Source organism: Halorussus halophilus, from assembly GCF_008831545.1.
Lineage (GTDB): Archaea > Halobacteriota > Halobacteria > Halobacteriales > Haladaptataceae > Halorussus > Halorussus halophilus.
On sequence record NZ_CP044523.1, the window covers coordinates 446,354 to 467,557 of the forward strand.

16 protein-coding genes are annotated in these 21,204 nt (G+C 55.8%); 7 read left to right on the top strand and 9 right to left on the bottom strand.

Annotated elements, in window-relative coordinates:
• The first annotated feature begins 64 nt into the window (after positions 1 to 64).
• A complete protein-coding gene (locus F7R90_RS02120; protein WP_158055633.1) occupies positions 65 to 1,264 on the top strand; it encodes a sulfatase-like hydrolase/transferase in 1,200 nt (399 codons plus the stop codon).
• A gap of 38 nt (positions 1,265 to 1,302) precedes the next feature.
• Here F7R90_RS02120 and F7R90_RS02125 read toward each other — a convergent pair whose 3' ends face one another.
• Complete coding sequence (locus F7R90_RS02125) at positions 1,303 to 2,271, bottom strand: glycosyltransferase family 2 protein (RefSeq protein ID WP_158055634.1); 969 nt, start codon at positions 2,269 to 2,271, stop codon at positions 1,303 to 1,305.
• A complete protein-coding gene (asnB, locus tag F7R90_RS02130) occupies positions 2,264 to 4,141 on the bottom strand; it encodes an asparagine synthase (glutamine-hydrolyzing) (RefSeq protein WP_158055635.1) in 1,878 nt (625 codons plus the stop codon). The genes F7R90_RS02125 and asnB overlap by 8 nt, the downstream gene beginning before the upstream one ends.
• Positions 4,142 to 4,903: 762 nt before the next feature.
• Here asnB and F7R90_RS02135 point away from each other — a divergent pair.
• The 3 genes from F7R90_RS02135 (at position 4,904) to F7R90_RS02145 (ending at position 9,534) form a co-directional block, all read left to right on the top strand.
• Positions 4,904 to 6,313 (top strand): oligosaccharide flippase family protein, encoded by a 1,410-nt coding sequence (locus F7R90_RS02135; protein ID WP_158055636.1) that lies wholly within the window; start codon positions 4,904 to 4,906, stop codon positions 6,311 to 6,313.
• Between the two features lie 25 nt (positions 6,314 to 6,338).
• On the top strand, positions 6,339 to 6,986 hold the full coding sequence (locus tag F7R90_RS02140; protein ID WP_158055637.1) for a class I SAM-dependent methyltransferase: 648 nt from the start codon (positions 6,339 to 6,341) through the stop codon (positions 6,984 to 6,986).
• A gap of 955 nt (positions 6,987 to 7,941) precedes the next feature.
• Positions 7,942 to 9,534, top strand: coding sequence for an O-antigen polymerase (locus F7R90_RS02145; RefSeq protein ID WP_158055638.1), 1,593 nt, complete (start codon positions 7,942 to 7,944; stop codon positions 9,532 to 9,534).
• A 506-nt stretch (positions 9,535 to 10,040) separates the two neighbouring features.
• Here F7R90_RS02145 and F7R90_RS02150 read toward each other — a convergent pair.
• Positions 10,041 to 10,643, bottom strand: coding sequence for a hypothetical protein (locus F7R90_RS02150; protein ID WP_158055639.1), 603 nt, complete (start codon positions 10,641 to 10,643; stop codon positions 10,041 to 10,043).
• Between the two features lie 754 nt (positions 10,644 to 11,397).
• Here F7R90_RS02150 and F7R90_RS02155 point away from each other — a divergent pair.
• Positions 11,398 to 11,892, top strand: coding sequence for a DUF4330 domain-containing protein (locus F7R90_RS02155; RefSeq protein ID WP_158055640.1), 495 nt, complete (start codon positions 11,398 to 11,400; stop codon positions 11,890 to 11,892).
• Here the strand turns inward: F7R90_RS02155 and F7R90_RS21995 are convergent.
• Positions 11,876 to 12,031 (bottom strand): hypothetical protein, encoded by a 156-nt coding sequence (locus F7R90_RS21995; protein ID WP_192498380.1) that lies wholly within the window; start codon positions 12,029 to 12,031, stop codon positions 11,876 to 11,878. The two genes, F7R90_RS02155 and F7R90_RS21995, sit on opposite strands and share 17 nt — an antisense overlap.
• A 553-nt stretch (positions 12,032 to 12,584) precedes the next feature.
• The gene (locus tag F7R90_RS02165) at positions 12,585 to 13,052 is read right to left on the bottom strand and encodes a type II toxin-antitoxin system VapC family toxin (RefSeq protein WP_192498381.1); all 468 of its coding nucleotides are present in this window, start codon (positions 13,050 to 13,052) and stop codon (positions 12,585 to 12,587) included.
• Positions 13,053 to 13,187: 135 nt separating this feature from the next.
• Here F7R90_RS02165 and F7R90_RS02170 point away from each other — a divergent pair, with 135 nt between their 5' ends.
• Together F7R90_RS02170 and F7R90_RS02175 are read left to right on the top strand one after the other, a co-directional pair.
• Positions 13,188 to 14,369 (top strand): C1q-like domain-containing protein, encoded by a 1,182-nt coding sequence (locus F7R90_RS02170; RefSeq protein ID WP_225741237.1) that lies wholly within the window; start codon positions 13,188 to 13,190, stop codon positions 14,367 to 14,369.
• A gap of 235 nt (positions 14,370 to 14,604) precedes the next feature.
• Positions 14,605 to 16,212, top strand: a complete 1,608-nt coding sequence (locus tag F7R90_RS02175; protein WP_158055643.1) for an ArnT family glycosyltransferase — start codon at positions 14,605 to 14,607, stop codon at positions 16,210 to 16,212.
• A gap of 117 nt (positions 16,213 to 16,329) precedes the next feature.
• Here F7R90_RS02175 and glmS read toward each other — a convergent pair whose 3' ends face one another.
• The 4 genes from glmS to F7R90_RS02195 all read right to left on the bottom strand — a co-directional run bounded on the left by glmS (position 16,330) and on the right by F7R90_RS02195 (position 21,040).
• Complete coding sequence (gene glmS, locus F7R90_RS02180; RefSeq protein WP_158055644.1) at positions 16,330 to 18,129, bottom strand: glutamine--fructose-6-phosphate transaminase (isomerizing); 1,800 nt, start codon at positions 18,127 to 18,129, stop codon at positions 16,330 to 16,332.
• A gap of 1 nt (position 18,130) precedes the next feature.
• The gene (glmU, locus tag F7R90_RS02185; protein ID WP_158055645.1) at positions 18,131 to 19,333 is read right to left on the bottom strand and encodes a bifunctional sugar-1-phosphate nucleotidylyltransferase/acetyltransferase; all 1,203 of its coding nucleotides are present in this window, start codon (positions 19,331 to 19,333) and stop codon (positions 18,131 to 18,133) included.
• Positions 19,334 to 19,359: 26 nt separating this feature from the next.
• Positions 19,360 to 20,154 carry a hypothetical protein gene (locus tag F7R90_RS02190; protein WP_158055646.1) on the bottom strand — a complete coding sequence of 265 codons (795 nt, stop codon included), beginning with the start codon at positions 20,152 to 20,154 and terminating at the stop codon, positions 19,360 to 19,362.
• Between the two features lie 64 nt (positions 20,155 to 20,218).
• Positions 20,219 to 21,040: an undecaprenyl-diphosphate phosphatase gene (locus F7R90_RS02195; RefSeq protein ID WP_158055647.1), complete on the bottom strand. Its 822-nt coding sequence runs from the start codon at positions 21,038 to 21,040 to the stop codon at positions 20,219 to 20,221.
• Positions 21,041 to 21,204 lie beyond the last annotated feature (164 nt).

Here is a 21,204-nt window from a genome sequence, read left to right on the forward strand (position 1 = left end):
GAGTCCCCCTAAATACAGCTTGCGAACCAAAGACGTTAAAACTCAGAGTACTAAGTCATAACCGATGTCCGGGATTTCGGATATAGACGCGTCAAACGTCTTTCTTTACGTCGGCGATGCAGTACGATGGGATGCAGTACCGGAGTCGTTGTCACAGCGAGGAACCGTTTTCAAAACCGTCGCAGCGAGCATCCACACGCCGACGAGTTTTTCCTCAATAGTTACTGGACTGCAACCACCGCAACACGGCGTTCGACAGTTCGGTGACTGTCTGAGTAATACGACACCCTCTCTTTTTACATTGGAGGGGGTCAAATCCCACTTTTCGAATACCATCAACGAGAAGTTCAACGATAATCCGAAAAGTGAAAGTATACTTGATAAGACCCTCGCAACGACAGAAAGTAAACCGGATGACATAGATGACGCAGAGCCGCCGTTTATTTTCGTCGAACGAGGACGCGGTGGACACGCCCCATACGGGGACTATCCCGGTAACGGTTGGGAGTACTATCGTGACCGAAAAGATACGTCAACCTCAACCTACCGGACAGAATATCAGACGGGCGTCGAACGCGACATCGAACACTTCGAGTCGCAAGTCGAGAAGTTAGACGAGCGAGGCTTGCTCGAAGAGACGCTTGTGATCTACACCAGCGATCACGGCGAACTTCTCGGAGAAGGCGGATGTGTCGGGCACAACACTCCGATTCGACCCGAGCTTGCGTACGTTCCGACGGTGTTCGTCCATCCCGACCTCAAACAGAAAACCGTAAAATCTGGCGTGCTTCGCCACGTTGACTTCTTCCCGACACTCGCTAGACTATTGGGTATCCAAGCCGACGGCGATGGAGTACCCGGACGAGATATCTTCTCGCAACCACTCGCCGATCAGGGGGCATGTTTCTACGACAAATCCGTCGTGCCAGAGTTACAGCCACTCATAAGCGGGCGTCTGCGGTTCGAATCAGTGTGGGAGGCAGATGGTGGATACGTGTTTCCGAACTCGGGGCAGATCAACCGTTCGGTGATTCTCGCCGGGAAATTACTAAAAAGTGCGAAGCGGGAATACATGCGTAGTCGTCTGTGGGACGTTGCAAAGTTCTATCTCACTGGCGTTCGCTCGTACGATTCACCGGAGTTGACGGTTTCGGATGCCCGCAAGTACCTGGACCAGCTTGATGCACTTCCGAAATCCGAGTCAATAACACAGAGTACCGAGGTGAACGAAAAACAGTTACGGAATCTCGGCTACTTGAGCTGAGATAGCTCGGCTATCTAAACTGAAATCGGCGACCTCTATCACGACATTCGCTTTTCGACACGTCGCTTGAGGTTCTTTGCTCTGAATTTCGTCTCCTTGAGAAAGCCGAAGAAGAACTTCATTCCCCGTTCGCCGAAAAGCGTCGTCAATAATCTCACGTACACTTTCCATTTGGTAGGCGTGAGTCTTATTGCTCCGAGGAGTTGTTTCCGTGCCTTCGATGAGTCTCCGGTCGATGCATAGTAGCTTCCCCGCAAATACTTCAGGTGCGCTTTCCGGCGTTCGACTAACGGTTGTAACCTCGGGTACATCTCGATGAGTTTCGGAGTGATGAACTCTTCTCGGTACTCCAACTTCTTTAGTTTGTTCGAAGCTAAACTATCGTTTCTGACCCGGCGGCGGACGAGTGGTCGTGGAACCCGGTGGATTGGATACTCAGCTCCGATTCGCATCCACATGTCTAATTCCTGGGCGAGTCGGAGTTTTTCGTCGAAATAGCCGACCTGCTCGAAGCATTCCCGCCGAATTAACACGGTAGATGGAAGGATACCACCGACGCCTCCGACGAACGCGTTTTCGAGGAATTGTGCTGGCGGGTCGTCAGCGCGCCGAACCGAAATTACGTCGTCTCCATTGGGTGTGACGCGGTAGTGGTCGGAAAACACCATCCCCACCGAGGGGCGATCGCACATGGCGGCTACCTGCGTCGCCGTTTTTTCCGGCATCCATTTATCGTCAGCATCAAGTAATGCAATGAATTCCTCCGTAGAAGCACGGATGCCAGTATTACGGGCTGCCGGGAGCCCTCGATTCGTCTCGTGTTCAAGCAACTCAACGTCCCCGTTTTTGACGTACTCGGCAACTGCTGTTTCGACGTCGTCTGTCGATCCATCGTCGACGATGAATATTTCTTCTGGAACCCGAGTTTGTTCTAAAACGCTTTCGATAGCATCTGTCACGTACTCCGAGTCGTTGTAACAGGGAATGACGACACTGACCTTAGTCATGACTTGCCTCCTTCGCGTTTGAGGGCTTCCATCGGCGGTACCAGAGTTCAAAGAGGATCAATCGCACGAGTTTGTGATACGCAATCCCGGAATCGGCTACGTTTGACAACTCCTCGCTATCGAAGACGCCATCCCGTGCTGCCTCTGAGTCGTGTAGGATGTGCTTGTATCTATCGACAAAGCCGAGTTCGCTCAGTGGAGCACCGAATCCCGACTTCTCTCGGTCGATGATGGACGATGGGAGGACGTTTCGGCCAATTTTCTTGAGCAAGTGCTTTTTTTCTCCGTTTTTATAAACGAGGTTAGAGTCCAACGATAACATATACTGTGCGAGTTTATGGTCAAGCAACGGGACACGTACTTCGAGGGAGTGCGCCATGCTCGCTCTATCGACTTTTGTCAGAATGTCGTCAACCATGAACGTATTCATGTCGAGCAGTTGCATGTCTTTTACGTCTAACTCGCCGTTACAATGACGGGCGGGCACGTCGTCGGGGTTCGCTACTACGTACTCGTCGGTGAGTAACCCATCGAGTTCGTCGTCGTCGAAGGGCGGGTGCATTATCTGCTGATATCGGTCTATCCTAGATCGAGAAAACGGAAGGAACCGGCGACTTACCGCGTTCAACAGACTGCTATCGAGTCGCTTCCCTAAATCGAACGTCGTTTGCCCGATGATACCGAGTATCTGATCCATTGGCCTGAGACGCTGGTACTGAAGGTACGTTTCGTACCACGTGTATCCTGCGAAGATCTCATCACCACCGTCACCGGAAAGTGCGACCTTTACGTTGTCGCTCACCTCCTGCATCAAGAGATACGTCGGGAACACAGAGCTGTCCGACAACGGTTCGTCGTAATAATATAGAATCTCGTCAAGTAGCTCGTCGAGCCCTGTCGCAGACAGATTTTCCGTGTGATGGTTCAAATCGAACGTCTCTGCGACTTTCGCGGCATGTGAGAGTTCGTCGTCGCTATCAGTGTCGAAACCAAGTGAGAATGCCGACAAACCGTTGGAAACCCGTGACGCCAGCGCCGAAACGATACTTGAATCGAGACCGCCACTCAGAAGGACTCCAATCGGCACATCGCTTGTGAGATGCGATTCGACTGCATCTTCGAGCCTCCGTTCGATTTCCCGAAGTGCAACTTCTTCGTTACCACCATCGTCTACGTAATCGTATGGATTCCAGTACTGTTCGATGGTAGATTCACCGTTCTCAAAAACGAGGGTGCAACCTGGTTTTAATTTCCGTATGTTTTCCCAAATAGTATACGGCGCGGAAATGTACCGATAGCGAAGATAGTGCCTGAGACCCACCGGATCTATATTCCGGTCGATTGATTTATCCGAAAGAATCCCCTTTAACTCGGATGCGAAAATAAATCGTCCGTCACACTGAAAGTAATACAGGGGTTTGATACCCAACCGATCACGTGCGAGAAACAATCGGTCTCGGGACTCGTCCCAAATACCGAACGCGAACATCCCCCTGAGCCGTTCGACGCAGTTTGTCCCCCACTCCTCGTAGCCGTGGACAATGACCTCGGAGTCCGTTTCGCTTCGAAAATCATGACCAGCGTCCTCTAACTGTGAGCGAAGGTCCTTGTAGTTGTAGATTTCGCCGTTGAACACCAGCCAGATTGACTCGTCTTCGTTGGGCATCGGCTGGTCGCCAGCTGAACTTAAATCGATAATGGAGAGTCGTCGATGACCGAGTGCGACCGTTTCCGAGTCGTTTAGATATAAACCCTCCCCATCGGGGCCCCTATGAGATAGTTCGTCTCGCATCTGCTGGAAGGTACGGACGTTGAGGGGGTCTCTAGCCACTTCACCGATAATGCCACACATCTCTGTATCTCTGTCCAAAGCCGGTCTCCCTTTTTAATCTTTCAATATCTCGTATCCAACCTTGGGTTAACAGTACTGCTGTTTAGCTCGGTGCAAAGTCGTTGCTATCTACCCAAACTAGTCAATTCAAACCCTCTTTGAAATATGGCCGGATATGTTTTGGAAATCCTAACCTGCCCGAACTGGCGTGGTGGTTTGTGTAGCGTCTAGTTCGATGTCGCCAGCGAAAACAGTCCGATTCAGTTTTCGACCTGCAACTCCTCATTTTCTTTTCGATGGGGGTTTCCGGTTCTCCACTACGGTCAATCCTGTAGCGATGACTTGTTCGGAAAGTACGTGGAAACGTATTAACGAAGTCCTCTCAACCCGGAGGAATTGAGATGAAGGATGAGGCAGTGCGTTTTTGGATAGCGCTATACTTGACACTATACGCCTCAGTAAGGATAGCGACTGAATCGAAGGTGACACCGACACAGATCGCCTGCTCCACGTTTTAATCTCTCCGACCAGACCTAGTCGATTACCAGAATTTTCCTTCCGGGACCCCGTGGAGAAACCTCCCGTGAAGGACGCACTCTTTCACGTCCATTTCCCCACCGTGGTTGCAGGTGGCATTTGACCGCCACGGCATCTGATTCCAATATGAACGGCACGGGGGCCGGAACAGCATCGAACGTATCTTCCGAGAAGTAAAACCCCGACTACTCTTTTGGTTCTGCCCGATGGAGCTCTCCAACGAACCAACAATCTAAAGCAGATTGACTGAAGTCCTATATATAAATGGTGTCGTCTGATACACTGAAGCTCACGACCGCGCGCGGTCTCTCAACGGTCCTGATGTTCACTGGAATCTCTCTCTTTACTCGGGTACTCCCCCCGTCTACACTTGGCACGTTCTTTTTGTTCGAAGGTGTGTTACTAGGACTCCGCCTCATCGCGGATGCTGGCCTAGACGACGCAATGAAAAAACGGATGAGTGAAACCGACAGTCCCGAAGCCATTCTCTCGACCGCCCTCGCGTTGAAGCTATTCCCCCTTCTCGCCGTACTCGTTGGCCTTCTGGCCGCGAAGTCATTCGTCTCTGACTATCTCGCGCCAACACTCTTCCCGTTCCTACTAGCCGGCGTCATCCTCCAGGAGGCTGCTTACACCACGCTGAGCATTCTAAGCGGCGAGCGAACACCCGGCAAACGAGCACTGCTCGAGGCGGGCCGATACCTCGTCTGGATTCTTGTCGGCCTGCCACTCGTACTGTCAGATTGGGGTGCGCGCGGACTAGCTACGGGCTGGCTTGCCGGATTCGCCTTTGTCTTCCTCGCTGGCTGGCTTCGTACGACAACCCGTCTCTCGTTTCCACGCCGCGAACTCGTGTCGTCACTGACGACATTCGCGTTCTATGCGGGGCTTGGCAGTGTGAGTAGCGTTGCATTTAATTGGGCGGATGTCCTCCTACTAGGGCATTTCCAGACACCAGCAGTCGTCTCCGAGTATGAAGTTTCGTGGCGCGTCTCCCGTGTTGCATTACTCCTCCCAGCGGCTATTCGGACGGCAATTGTCCCACGGTTGAGCAACCGGCAGGCCGCGGGCGACTGGATAGCTGTCCGAAACCTGTTTTCAACGGCGTTCTTCTACGTCCTCCTGTTACCGATTCCTATCGCCGTTGGCGCAGTCTTCGTGGGAGGACCACTACTGTCAGTCGCGTTCACACCGGAGTACGCGGACGCTTGGCTTATCCTCACTGTTCTCGCCATGGGACAGGTTGCTGCTGCGGTGAGTACATTTGTCGGGCCGGGCATCGAAGCCGTTAACAAGCCACGACTGGCGACCCGGGGTATTCTCGTCGGGTTTATCCTCAACCTCAGCCTCAACGTGGCTTTGATTCCCCGGTACGGCGCGATAGGCGCGGCCGCGGCAACAACACTCAGTCTTATCGGCCAACTCGTTGTACTGGCGTGGGCTTTCACGGGACTCCCCCGTATCACAGTTCCTGCTGTCATCCCCGATCTAAGGCACTTCGCGGTGGCCGTCGGGTTGATGGCGGCCGTGGTTGGTGGCCTCCTCCACGTCATTTCAGCGGAAGATGTGGTTAGCGTTGCTGTTATCATTGCGGCCGGAGGCGTGACCTATGGACTTGCACTTACTGGGTTGCCAACGCCACTCCGTGACGTTTTAGAAGAGCGGAAGAAATAAACACGACGTCTCGCTTTTCCGTGGTATGGAGTCAGTAAAGAAAATCCTGCGGACAGTCCGTGATGAAGTTTACCGAATCGGCAACGAAATACGCTTGGTCTCTCCGGACCAAATATATGACGAAGACTGGTATGAGCGCATGGCGAACGACCCGCAATTACGCGCGGACGTAGAGCACATCGTCAACGTCCTCTACCAGGAGTTCCAGCCAGCATCCGTTATCGATTTAGGATGTGGTGTCGGCCACTACCTCAATAGCTTCCAGAAACGTGGCGCGAGCATCCACGGTGTTGAGGGTGCAGTCAGCGCATTCAATCACCTGCAGGTTCCAAAGTCGACGGTAGAACACCATGATCTTCGAACACCTTATTCAACGTCAGACAATTATGACCTCGTCGTGTGCTTCGAGGTAGCCGAACACCTTCCAGAATCCGCAGCGGAAACGCTGGTGGACTCTATCACAGGCTGTGGGCAGACTGTCACGTTCACGGCAGCGACGCCCGGCCAGAGCGGCACTCATCATATCAACCTACAACCTCACGGATACTGGATTGACCTGTTTGAGAAACGCGGCTACGAGTACCGGGCTGAGCGAACACGAGAACTTCAAGAGGAAATGACGGTTGATGCGGCAACTTGGATTCCGAAGAACTTGATGTTATTCTCGCGGTGAGATTGTCACAGGCCACGGTGTGTTTCTGCCCCATCGGCAGTCCTCAACCCGTTGTTTATATTCGTCCCTACATTTCCAACGAACGTATGCTTGGTATATCGGATGTAAAAAATTTTCACCTACGATCCAGCCACGAATCACGTTCTCCGGTCTGCACGTATATGATACGCTAGTTGCCCTGCAAATCAAGGCCGCACCCATTGTTGACCGATAACATCTTCGCTCGGGATGCACTGCCGTTGGGAACACCACCTATACTCAAACTTCACACATCAAGTTGATGCTGGGAACGAATTTACATCCACGATTACATCAACTGAAGGAATGTAATCGCAGGCCACATTTACCCTACAGAACCGAGGTAGGTGCCTATAATAACCCAATCATTGATTTGAATCTGTACAGTCTCATAGCGATTTCTATCGAGAAATGAACCTTACAGGGGGCAGCGTCAATATCAACACGCAAGGCCGAGAACCATCTCACCGTGACTTACGTGGAGCATATCAAGGCTCCCCTGTCGTCAAGTAGTCTATCCAGGTCTGAGATCGCGGCATCTTGGCCGTCCATGGCGGCCATGTGGTCGCCGCTCCCGGAAAGATAGCTTTTGATGCCGCGGCCGCGGAAAATCATCCGACTATCGAGAACTACCGTCTCCTGATAGGCCCCGCTCAACGCGGCGTCAATCAGCGGGAGGACAACCTTAAGACCTTCTTTTGCGTCTACAACCGGTGGCAGAATTGACTGGTTCCCTCTCGCATTCCGAGCGTCATTTGAAACTAGTGAACATCTCGGAAGCAGTACGCAATCGAACCATTGCAGAAAGTATATGACAATCCGAATTGGTATACTATCGAATGGGTTTTCGTTTTAGGTCCTGCGTGTATCTGTCGCGCCGTTACCATCAAGAGCAATAAGAGAATTTTTATGTAGCGAGCAAGAGCCTCCTTCTAACATGGTCGCTATTCGGTTTACTAGCTATCCCCGGATAACAACTCTCGGCCTTGGCAGTGTTTTTCTGGCCGGTACTGCCGTTCTACATCCCAATCCAGCACCCTTGGCCATCTTCCTCGCCTGTTATGGCGTTCTTCTTCTCGGACTCCCTATCGCTGCAAACGATTTCGACGTATTCCATCCGGTCTCTTTCCTTGGTATTCTATATTTGCTCGAAGTGGTCGGACCGGTTATTGACCTCGCAACCACGACTATGACAGAACATTCCCGCCTGCTTCTCGGTTACAACATGAACTACCTCCTTCAACCGCTTTTGATAGTCCAGCTTGGTCTTGCAAGCCTCGTCATCGGCTACTTTTTACCCACCGGTGAGAAACTAGGTGGCGCACTTCCCACTCCGCCATCTACATGGAACCGAGCGCGGTGTCGAACCGCGATTCGCGTCCTTAACTTGCTCGGATTCGTCTTCCTTATAGTGTTCGTCGTTGCGACTGACGTACCAACTACGCTTGGCGAGTTCAGTCAAAAACGAAGCGGAGCCACAGTCTACATCCGCTACGGAGTTTACCTGCTATTGACAGCCGCACTCCTTGCCTTTGGCAACCACGTACACCAACGACGCCCACTTCGCTCGCTGGAGATGTACCCGGTTGCCATCATCATCCTTGTTGCAATGATGTTCCCTATCTACACGAGTAACCGCGGCAGACTTATTTGGTTCATCATCAGCCTCCTCGTCGTCTATCACTACGTTCGCCGACGATTACCGCTCTACTGGGTTACAGCCACGGGAGTAATCAGCTTAACTGTCGTAAGCTTGATGGGTGGAATACGAAAGGCCGGGCGTATCTCCGGGCCGCAAAACGTCTTGTCATATTTATCTCCTGACACCGCGCTGAAAGTCGTTGCAGGGGCAGACTTCGGTGGAATTACTGCTCTCAGCCACGTCATCCACCAGACGCCCGAGCAGTTACCGTTCAAATACGGCTCCACATTCCTCAAATGGATTACTTTTCCTGTGCCTCGTGTATTCTGGCGGGAAAAACCGGTTCAGCTCTCGCGATACTTGGCGAGGGTCGTGTATGGAAAGAGTAACGGTACGCCCGGTACAGTTATTGCCGAATTCTATTTAAACTACGGAGTTATCGGCGTGGTCGTGGGAATGGCAATATTAGGCGTTTTATTGCGTGCAGTTTACGTTTATTTAGTCCGTTCGGAGAAGGTACTGCCCGTTACTCTCCTCTATATCGGTGTAACCATCTACGTATTCGCAGTGATGTTCCCTGCTAATGTGTCGAAAGCAATAATCAGCGGGGTACTACGGTGTGGCCCCCTCGTGTTGTCAATTATCTACATTACGGGCGCCCGACCGATTGCGGCGATCCGTCGGGCACAGAACAACAATACTCGAGCATCGTTAACAACACGGGCAGTTGCACAGTCGTACGCCTGGGAGAAGTTCGATACGTTGTATCAATCTCTAAACAGGGAGGCGAGCAACCAGAAAGGAGCGAAAACAGTTAAGAACTCGATAATTGTTGTTGCGATACAAGACTCAACGTGTGTCAAATACTTGCAGAAATTCCTTTTATAGTATATATAATTAGAATTAATTAATAAAATCCGAGAGTTGTTTTCTGCAAACCTGCATGTCAACCCCCGTTGGGAGTCGCCAAGAGTGACCCGCAAAAGCGATGCAGACGTTCGCCGATGGAGATATTTTCCAGGGATACCATGTTTTCAAACGATTTACTAAACCATTTCCGGGTTTTTCTCCACGAAAGTCTGGCTGGTGGTTAGAAGCTTAATAATCGCAAATCGGGGGGTTATTACCATATTCTTACAAATATGAAACAGGGACTTCACATGTTCTACGGGTTCTATCGAAAATTGACAATCACTTCTTTGTATAGAACGTGAAGAATTGCATGCTTGTGGTTCTCTGCTGTAGCTCACAGTTTTCCCGCAAACTTGTGATGTAATCGCCACATCCACCGTGGCATCTGCTAGAACCACGGGGATAGACCCATAGTCGAATCCTCGGCCATTCATTTCCATTACTTCATCCAAAGTCCAACAGAGTACCGCATCGACGACTGCTCACCTGGACCTGCTCTCGCCACCTCCCGTGATGAACGTGTTCACACTACCGCCGAACGTGTGAACCGCTTCACAGTCGACGAGCAGGGCCTTCGGCTTACGCTCCACGCCCGTCGCCGTCTCCACCCTCGTCGCCTCCCGCAGTTGCACGCCGTCGACATCGCCCGCCATTGCGTCGATGAGGTCGTAGGCGTACCGCCGCGACACGCCGACACAGCCCTTAATCGCGGGGGCCGTCACTGCCACCTTCGGCTGTGCGGCCCCACCTTTGTTCTGGGGGAACGCCAGCACCACGGCGTACTTCTGCTCTTTGGTGGTCTTCTCGGTGCCGACATCGCCAAGTGCCGCCACGCGCTCCTCGAGCGCGTCCACGCTCGTGGCGAACTCCTCGACCTGCTGGTGGAACTGCGTCCCGGCCGCCGGCAGGTCCTCGACCGTGTCGATGTCCGCCACCGTCAGCGCCCGCAGCGTCGCCGTCACCAGCGGCAGATACCTCCCGTTGCCGTCGCCACCGTATCCTGCAGGTCCGCGACCTCGCATTCGAGCGCCTCTAGACGTGCAGTCACGTCCTGCACCGCCTCGTCGTCCTGCGTCATGGCTCACAACCCTACGTTGGCGGACTCAGCGCGACAAGTGAGACGTCTGTCAGGCAGAGGCGATACGTCTGCCAGGCCTCTGAGTCCCCAAGCGTCGCAACCTCTCGTTCGAGCGCGGTGAGTCGGGCGACGAGGTCCCGTGATCGTAGTTCACTTCGTTCCAGAGTGCGGCCGACGCGTCAAGGAGTTCGAGAAGTAGCTGCCGGTCCTTCAGGGAGCGCGGCTTGACCTCGAACCTGTTGGTACGCTGCATCGCCGATTAAAACGTACTCCCCGAACCATTATAGACATTGGTTTGCTACTGGTTCCATATGGGCAAGCCACACACTATCTACATTGAGGTTGATGATGACAAACAGTACGAGGAATTGCACCGAATCAAGAAGAAACACGGGATGACCTGGAAGGGACTATTGTTACAAGGTGCACGGCGAATGGAAGGCGACGACGTCGTCTAAGTGGGGAGTTTCCAACTTGGCCGCGCAGTAATCTACGGCAGCGGATACCCGCGCTTCTTCACCCCCGAACAGAGTTGTTTTCCGCGTCTATGCGTCACGGGAGGTCGTTTGTGGGTGCAGACAATTAGAATCCACAGTCCTCACCCAGTAGATGGAAGCACTACAGAACATCCAAGAGTCCACACCTTCACCGATGACCTCACAATCATCCGTGGTAGACTCCGCTTTGGTCAGTCACAAAGCGCAACAGTTTAGCACCCGCACTAACCACGACTCAAATCACGGAGACGGAGTTACGAATCTATGGATTTTATTGACGACCAAGGCCGCCTCTTCGGCAAGATTAACATCATCGACGCGCTTGCAGTCCTCCTCGTCCTCGCGGTCGCTGCCGCTGGCACAGCATTCGTTCTCGGAGCAGACGAGCAAGCAACGACCACCAACCAGAAAACCAATCAACAAACGAAAACCACAGTCACCTATCAAGTCACTGGCGTTCAACCGTACGTCGCCGACGCGATTCCCAACGGCCCTATCAAATCAGACGCAATCGCTGCCGTCACGAACAAGTCCGTCCGACCGACTGAAGTCATCGTCACGGACCAGAACGGAACGCTCTATGATCGACCCCATCCCCGGAAGAAAACTGTAACTCTACAGCTCTCGCTCAACACCACGAAGAGAGAGAATGACGTCCTCTTCAGAGACAAACCGCTCGAAGTCGGCCGCCAGCTCACACTCGACTTCGGCCCGGTCACCGTGAAGGGAACCGTCACGAAGCTCACGCCCAAGAACTGATGACGAACCAGACCCAACGCATCGCCGACGACTCGACGCTCGTCTGACTCGTCCACGCCGCCGTAGCCCAGCTCCGGGCGTGGGTCGCCGCGTCGTGGCTCGTCACCACCTGCACGACAATCACGAGTACCCTCGCCACTGCGACCGATGCATCGTTACTCGCTGAAGGCGTCCGAACGAACGTCTACTGGATTCGCCACTCCTTCCTCTACCGTTGGCTCATCAAGGAATCGGAACCCGACGTCGTCGTCATCGACCTCCGGGAAACGTACACTGTCGGTCCAGTCATCGCGCTTCTCGACCGACTCACGCCTGTCGCCGAACGAGCGTGGAAAGACTCTTTCGCCCACCGCCTGAGCCAAAAACTCCGCAGTTCCTCCAAACGAGCGTGGATTACGAACTCTCGAACCATCCAACTCCTCCGCGCGGCATTGGAACCCCCGGAACTCCCCGATGAGTCGTCGGCTTCGGACGAACGAGGGACTTCCGACACCGAGGACCACTCAAACTAATTCTCACACGTGGCGCAAAATCATAATGAATGTTCGCTCGACCGCACGCTGAGTTACCACGTCATCTAGATACTGTTCTTCCGAAAGCCCTCGCATCTGCTTGGGATTGTCCGTGTATCGATGGACGTACGATAGCAGCAGATGGTGATACGACTTCTCTATCCAGAAAGAGGCATGGAATCAGTTTCCAAGAAAGCTGTTCAGTTCGTTAAATTCGTCAGGTGAAAGAATGATCTTGGTATCGAACCCATCGAATCGTTTGAAGTCGTCGTCGATCGTCAACACAGTATTTACCCCTTCGTCGATCGCTACCTGCGCATAGTACCCGTCCCAGCCACCAACATTTGCGTCATTCGACTGAGAAAGTCCGCCTCGAACTACGTCTTCGGACATCCCGTCGTACCAATGGATTCGCTTTGCGTCCATAAAATTCTGTAGAAGCCGGGACGCATCTGCGTTTGAACGCCCGTAGTACGTCGTCAGGACGTTGTGCGCTCCGACCAGTGCAGGATACGGAACAACGGCATCTATGTCTCCAGCGATGGAATCTTGGACGTACGAAAGCGCGGCATCACGAACAAGGGCGTCTGTATGTGCGAGTGTAATCACCCCGACGTCGAAAAGATAGGGGCCACCAGCGTCACTCATCGCTGTTCTTCTCCGCTCCCCTCCGAACAGCGTCTCTGTGCTTCTGGACGATTGGGCCGGGTCCTTCGCCAAGCGGAGCCGTCTCCCCGCGATCCGAAGACGTTTCCTCAACGAGGCGTTCCATGCGCTCAAGAATTGATAAGGGTTGACGATGCCACTGAAGGCCCAGCATACGACCTTATCAGCAACCAAGACAAAACCCTCACAGTAGACGCCGGTGGTGGAGCGGACTACACGTCGATTCAGGACGCCGTGGATGCCGTGCCGAAACTCCTCCGGCACGAATACCTCATCGACGTGGCCGCAGGCATCTACGACGAGGACGTCATTATTCGCGGCAGCCACAACATCGGGTTCACCGAAGGCGACACCCTCCTTGCAGCCGATGGCACCGCCATCTCTGCGGGCGAAAACGCTGGTCTCCAGATTGTCGGTGACATCAGCGCCCCCTCAAACGTCTCCGTCAACTCCATCACTGTCACAGGCTGTGTCGGCACCGAGATGCCGCAAGTCATGGGGGTCGAACTCACCGGTCAAACCCCATACTTGGATGAACCGGCGTCGTATGCCGTCTCCGGCTCTACAGAGGGATTCCTAAATGAAGTTCACTTCACGGGGGCCAACAAGTACGGCGCGCTCGCCTATGCGTCCCGACTCCACATGCGGTCATGCGATCTCGGCAGCGGCCACAACAGCGGGATATACGGTAAGCGTGGCGCACTCGTCGAAGCTCGGAACACATCGGGGTCGCCAACCTACGACGTGGAGCTGACCGAAGGGTCGCGGGCGTTCCTCCAGCCCACTGTCTCCGGCGAGAACTTCGCCATCAACCATAGTTGCTTCCTCGTGCTTCGCGGTGAGGAAGTGCATTACCCGAACGGTGTCGAATACGTGCAGCCGACCTCCGTAAAAGACACTGGATCGACCGACCAATCAGTAGCCAGTATCTCGGGGACTACAGTCCAGTACGATACAGAAGTATACGATAATGGCGGTCACTACGACACGTCAAACTACCAGTATACCGCGCCAGTGAATGGCATTTACGACGTGACCGCTCGACTTCAGTATCTCAGTGTCACGTCCGGGACGGAGATTCAGGCGAAACTCTTCGTGAACGGGTCGACTGAGAAAACCCAATCAAAGCGAACGGCGAACTACGCTAACCCCGTCATCGAAGTGTCCGACGAACTCTCGCTCACCAAAGGCGATACGGTCGAAGTCAGGGCGCGGCACAACGAAGGCAGCAGCCTCAACATCAACAACGACTTTGAACCAACTGCGCACGCGACGTACTCGCTCAAAGAAGCACTCTAAGGCCGCCTTGTATGCACGGCCGTGCTTACTGTGCAGGAACGTTCAATTAGCGATAACTGCTTTGCAATTTGATTGGTATTCAGTTTGTCGCACATGTTTAGAAACTTCAGTAATCGCGTAGCGTAACCCGTTGCCAGCCAGAAACCAATACTCGCGCAGACCGAGGGAATAGTGTCTTTGGCGTCTTGCAAATCAACGGCTATCTTTTTACCTCTGCACTTCTCGGACGTGAATAATGGCAACCCCCAATGTAACCACTCTTCACACTTATCTTAAGGACACCTGGCATGAGGATGGGCTCTTGGTATGCCCGCCGTTGCTACTCGCCGGACTTTTCTTTCTAGCAGATTTTTACTACAACTCCTATCCGACAGCCCTCGGCGGCCTCTACCTTGAGTTCACCACTCAAATCCTGGCCCACAATGGACTCCTCCCGTCACATATTCCAGGATATACAACTGGCGGCGTCCCGTATGCATATCCACCACTTGCATTCTACCTTCTCGCTGGCTTACAACTTTTTCCAGGGATTGACGGCCTGCTCGCCATTCGCATTCTCCCGAAACTCTGGTGGATTGCGAGTATCCTGATCATCTATCGATTTGCAGCTGCGTACTTCGACTCGAAAGCTACCGGGAGTCTCGCCGCAATGTTCGTCTACCTCGTGTTCGGCACGTTCGGGGTCTTCCGGCATGGTGGCGGTGCCACGCGAGCCGGGCTTCTATTCACAACGATTCTCGGTAGCTATCTCACGTGGAGAGTCTACGCCTCGCCAGCCAGCGATCAACGCTGGGTTCTTTATGCTGCTCTCGGCTTCGGGCTTTCACTGCTCATTCATCCACTCGGAGGCGTTACATATGGAGCAGTCGTGCTGACCGCGTTCCTCGTCCAGAACCGGACTATTCCGGGTTTTCTTCGCGGAATCACTATTGCAGGTGGCGGGCTCGCCGTCTCTTTCCCGTGGTGGGGAAGTGTCCTATTAATGCATGGACCAGATATCCTGATTCGGACTGCTCTCCTCTTCTTCGGAATGTATGACGGCGGTGGCGCTGTGCATCGGGCGAACTGGTTGCTCGGTAGCTTCCGGATGGTAGCAAAGTCACTTGCAGTAACGACATTTGATACGACGTTCTCTACCGAACTGGTGTTTGTCTGGTATCTGGGGCTGCTCGGAATTGTAGACCAACTTCGCCACCGGAAGGTACTCTTTGGTGCCTGGATGCTGGTGTTTGCAGGTCTGTATCCGCGGTTTTCGTTCCTGTTTCTCTTATTCTATGCTGCCGCAGGCTTCCGACGGCTCCTTGAGTGGATTCGCCACCACTATCGGCGGCCGCGATATGAACTCCCGACGTCGCTCAGCAGTGTCGCGATCTCGTATGGCGATGTCGTTGTGGCAGCGTTAGTATGCGGGCTGCTGATCTCATCAGGTGTAGCGGCGACGGGGGCAGTGAACACATCGCCCGCGTTCTTGTCGGAGAGCCATGTAGAAGCGATGGAGTGGGTAGCTGCGGAGACGTCTGCGGATGCGTCGTTTGTCGTGACGAGTGGTCCGATTGAATGGTTCCCGTATTTCAGCAATCGGACGATTCTGATTGGATTCTGGGGTGTTGAGTGGAAAGGAGATGAAGCATGGAGAAGACAATTAACACTCACAAATCATATTCGGAGCTGTAAGAATCCGCAGTGCGTTACGTCACAGGTGTCAAAATTGCATGCAAAACCGGATTATCTCTATATTTCGAGACGGAAACAGCCCGGGTTGGCCCGGGCAGCAGTGACGTCACCAACTTTCGAACTGGTCTATAAGAACCAGGACGCCATGATATTTGAGTACCAGTCGTAGCCTGACAGCATAATCCCCATTAATCTGGCACAGCAATTGAGCAATTAGCGCGAGTAGTCACGTAGCATCTGCCCAGGCGGTTGATGAACTGCTTTGAAAAACAAAGCTCGCGAGTCCCTACTCCACGGTAACGCTCTTCGCAAGATTCCGCGGCTTGTCAATTGACCGCCCCAGCTCTTTCGCCACGAAGTACGACACCAACTGCAACTGCACGTTCGCCAACACGGGCGCCAATCGCGGATGCGTCTCCGGAACGCGCAACACGTCTTCCGCATACCGCCCGACATCCGAAACGCCGTCCGTAACCGCAACGACCGGGGCATCCCGCGCTTCGACCTCCTTCACGTTCCCAATCGTCTTCGTCGCCGCCTCACCGTCGCCAGTCACCATGGCGAACACGGGCGTCTCTTCGGTAACCAGCGCCAGCGGACCGTGTTTCAACTCGCCTGCCGCGAAGCCCTCGGCGTGCTTGTACGATATCTCTTTCAACTTCAGCGCACCCTCCAAGGCGACTGGCCCGTGCTCGTTCCGCCCGATGAAGAAGTACGCCGGACTGTCCACGTACTTCGACGCGACCTCCTCGGCCCGAGAGTCGTCGAGAATCGCTTGCACCTGACTCGGCAGGTCTCGGAGCGCACCAATCAACTCCTGGTTTCGACTCGCCCGGCCACTTAGCGCGAGCGCGAGCAGGTTCGCTGCAATCGCTTGCGAGGAGAACGTCTTGCTCGCCGCCACACCGATTTCCGGGCCAGCACGGATGAACAGCGTCCGGTCGCATTCCCGCGACACGGTGGAGCCAACGACGTTCGTCACGGCCAGCGTTTCGACGTTCTGCCTGTGTGCTTCCCGAAGCGCTGACAGCGTGTCGGCAGTCTCGCCGCTCTGGGTAATTCCCACAACTAGCGTCCCATCGTCAACGGGCGCTGGCGCAGTCGCGTACTCACTCGCCAAGAACGCATGCGCGTGAATCCCCTCTTCACGCAACAGTTGCGCGCCGTACAGCGCGGCGTGATACGAAGTCCCACAGGCGACGAACTGCACTGACGACGGCGACAACCCCACCAGGGCCTCCACGTCTACCGAACCGGTCCGTTCGTCCACGCGGCCCCGCAGACACTTCCGCAGTGCGCGCGGTTGCTCGTGAATCTCCTTGAGCATGTAGTGGTCGTAGCCACTTTTTGCGGTCTCTTCGGCGTCCCACTCCACGCGCGAGATGGACTTATCCACTACCTCGCCGTCCGCGTCGCTGACCGACCACGAACCGCTCTCCAGTCGCGCGAACTCACCATCCTCTAGGTACACCACTCGGTCGGTGTACTCCAAGAAGGCAGGTACGTCGCTCGCCAGATACGCCGCTTCCTCGCCCACGCCCAGTACGAGCGGCGAGTCGTTGCGAGTCGCCAGTACGGCCTCGGAGTCGGCGAGGACGGCCGCGAGCGCATAGCTTCCTTCGACGCGCGACACCGCGCGCCGGAACGCTTCCTCGGGCGACACACCCTCAGAAAGCGCGTCTTCGACGAGGTGCGGGACGACTTCGCTGTCGGTATCGCTCGTGAACTCGTGCCCACTCTCCTGCAACTCCTCTTTGAGCGCGCTGTAGTTCTCGATGATGCCGTTGTGGACGACCGCCACCTCACCAGTACAGTCGGTGTGCGGATGGGAGTTCTCGTCGGATGGCGGGCCGTGCGTACTCCAGCGAGTGTGGCCGATGCCGACGGCATCGGTGCCCCCGAGCGAACGGTCGACGGCCGCCTGGAGGCGTTCGATGGTTCCCTCGCGTTTACAGATTTCGACCGACCCGTTCGAGAGGGCGACCCCCGCCGAATCGTACCCCCGGTACTCCAAGCCCTCCAGTCCCGAGAGAAGCACGTCGAGCGTGTCTTCGTTACGGCCCGCACAACCGATAATCCCGCACATGTTAGCGGAGAACCTCCGCGCCTTCCTTGACGTTTTTGGAGACAGTGACGCCCGTGTGCAGTCTGGCGTTCGGGCCGACCAGTGTGCCGGGCGCGAAACTCACGTCGCCCTCTGCACGCACACGGTCCGCGAGAACGGCACCTAACCGCTGGTCGACGAACACCTCGTCTTCGACGCGCACGTCGCCGGGACCATCTGCGACCGTCGCCCCCGCGCCGAGATGGACGCCCTGTCCGGTCACGCAGTCGAGCAACGTCGAATTCGGACCGACGCGGGTGTCGGTATCCAGCACCGACCGTTCGACGACTGCGTTCGCACCGACCGTCGCGTTCCGACCTACGGCCGTATATGGCCCGACGACCGCCCCGGGTCGCACGTCGCAGTCCGGTCCGACGACGACCGGTCCCTGCAGCGTCGCGTCCTCGTGAACCTGTGCAGTGTCCGCGACCCAGACCGAGTCGCCGCGTTCGGGTTCGGTCACGCGTCCGTGGAAAAGCAGGTCTTGGGCCACGTCGAGCAGGTCCCACGGATAGGTCGCATCGACCCAGAGTCCTTCGGTGATAACACCCTGCACCACCTCGTCGGAGTCGATGAGTCGCACCAGCGTATCCGTCAGCGCGAGTTCGCCCTGCACGCGGGGCGTCTGCTCGATAGCGTCGAAGATGGATTGGTCGAAGGCGTAGACGCCTGCGTTGAGCAGTCGGTAGTTGTCCGTCCCGGGTTTCTCGACGAGCTCCGTCACGCGGTCGCCGTCCATCACGACCGCACCGTAGTGAGACACGTCGCTTCCTTCGGTGGCGGCGAGCGCCGCACTGGCCTCGCCGCTCTCGAAGGCGTCGAGAACGTCGGCAACGATTTGCTGTTCGACCACTTGGTCGCCGTTGACGACCAACAGGCCGTCTTCGCCCGCAACTGCACTTCGGGCTTGCAACAGGGCGTGGCCACTCCCCAACTGCTTGTGTTGTGGGATGTAATTGATAGGGATGTTCCGGTAGGTCGGCCCGAAGTGGTCCTGCACGCGGTCGCGTTTGTACCCGACGACGACGTGCAGTCGCTCGATTCCCGCGCCGATGAGCGCGTCGAAGACGTGTTCGAGAATCGGGCGGTCGGCGGCAGGGAGCATCGGTTTCGGCCGGTTTCGCGTCAGCGGACGCAGCCGGGTTCCCTCACCCGCGGCCAGCACGACGGCAGCGCGAACTGTCATGCATAGTGTATCAACCAGACCCCGTATCAACCTTCGGCTTGAACGCCCTCGACCAGCGAGACGAGTTCCTCGCGCAACTGCTCTGGCCCGAACTCCAAGTTCACTCGCACGACTAAATCGACGCCTTCGCCTTTCGACGCCGACAGCGAGATGGTCTCTTCTTCGCTGAAGTTCTCTGCGGGATACGCGCCACCTGCGGCGTACGCAGTTCCAGTGCCGTCCTTCCAGACCGCGTAGAAGCCCGCGACAGGCAATTCTCTGGCCTCGGCGGAGATGCGGCGCTTGCCGACCCCGTCGATGTGGACCGTCTTCTCTATCTTCGGCGTCGGGTACGCGCCGCGGTACTCTTTGAACACGGCTTGCAAGCCACCCACGTCTGGCTTCGGCGAGATCGCCTCGACTTCCTCGACGTTCTCGACGCCGTGGCTTCCTAACTGCTCGCGGAACTTCGGCGCGACGAGTTCAGAAATCTTGCCCGAAGAGGCGGCCACAGTCGCCGACCCACGGAGGTCGATGTGGCTGGCGAAGAAGGACGCCAGCGACCCCTCGAACTGGCCGAGCGTCTGCTTCTCGATTCGCTTTCGGAGGGCGGCGTTCTCGTAGACGCGTGTCCGTTCGAACGCAGTGACGTTGATGCCCAACGTCTCGCGCTCGTAGCGGGCCGACCGCTGGCGAGCGCGATGCCACGAATTTCCCGTTTCGACCGAAGGCCACGCGACGCTCTCCGGCACGTCCTCGTTCACCGTAGTCTCGCTGTTCGACGTACACCCCGCGAGCGCGCCGAGTCCACCCACCCCAAGTAGGTACTTTCGTCGGTTCACCCCACTGTAGTCGTCGGCTTTCGAGTTATCTCTGTGGGAGAAGTTCGCACGAAATCTGATAAAATTAGATGACCAACATAGCCACGACGCCACCGACCGTCGCCAACGCGCCGAGTCCGACGCAGACGCTCCAGAACGGCACGCGCTCGACTACTCGCATCAGCGCGTCGATGGTGAGGTAGCCGACGATTGCCGCGGTGACGAGCGCGAGCAGTGCGGCCTTGGGTGCGACCGCCGGGACGCCGCCGTCCAGGAGGACGAGGACGCCCGCACCCGCGGCGGCGGGAATCGACAGCAGAAAGGAGAGTCGGAACGACGACGGGCCGTCGTGGCCCCGGAAGAGGAGCGCGCTGGCGGTCGTTCCAGACCGGGAGACTCCCGGCAAGATGGCGAGTCCTTGGAGCGCGCCGACGAGGACGGCGTCCACGAAGTCGGGACGCTCCTTCGTACCGAAGTCGAAGCCCTCGGCGACTCGCTGGAGGACGCCCGTGGCGACGAGCAAGAGACCGATAAGCGCGACGAACGCGCCGCCGGTCAGTGCGCCAACGACCGCTTCGAGCGTGGCGTAGGCCGCCAGTCCGACCACGCCGGAGGCCAGCGTGGCGACGACGACGAAGGTGAGCGTCGCGCGCTCCCCAGAGAAGGCTGAGTTCGGCCGCCACGAGGGGAGCGTGGCGACGAGGTCTCGAAGTTCGCCGCGGTAGTAGGCCGCCGCCGAGACGGCCGTTCCGGCGTGCAGAAACAGCGAGAAGGCGACTGCCGCCTCGGGGTCCTTGTCGAGGGCGGTGAGGAAGATGGTCAGGTTCCCCTCGCTAGAGATGGGAAGCCACTCGAAGATTCCCTGTAATACTCCGGCGAGGAGCGCGACGAGCGTAGACTGGTCCATGCTTCGGGTGGGTCGTTGGTCCGTGAAAGGTGGTTCGGTACGGTCGTGACAACAGGGACACCGGAGAGGCAACGTTCAGCCCGAATCGCCACACCCTCACACCGCGCTCCAGTTTGCTACTCGTCTCATATTCCGTCGAACCCTCATTCTCCAAATAACTAGAT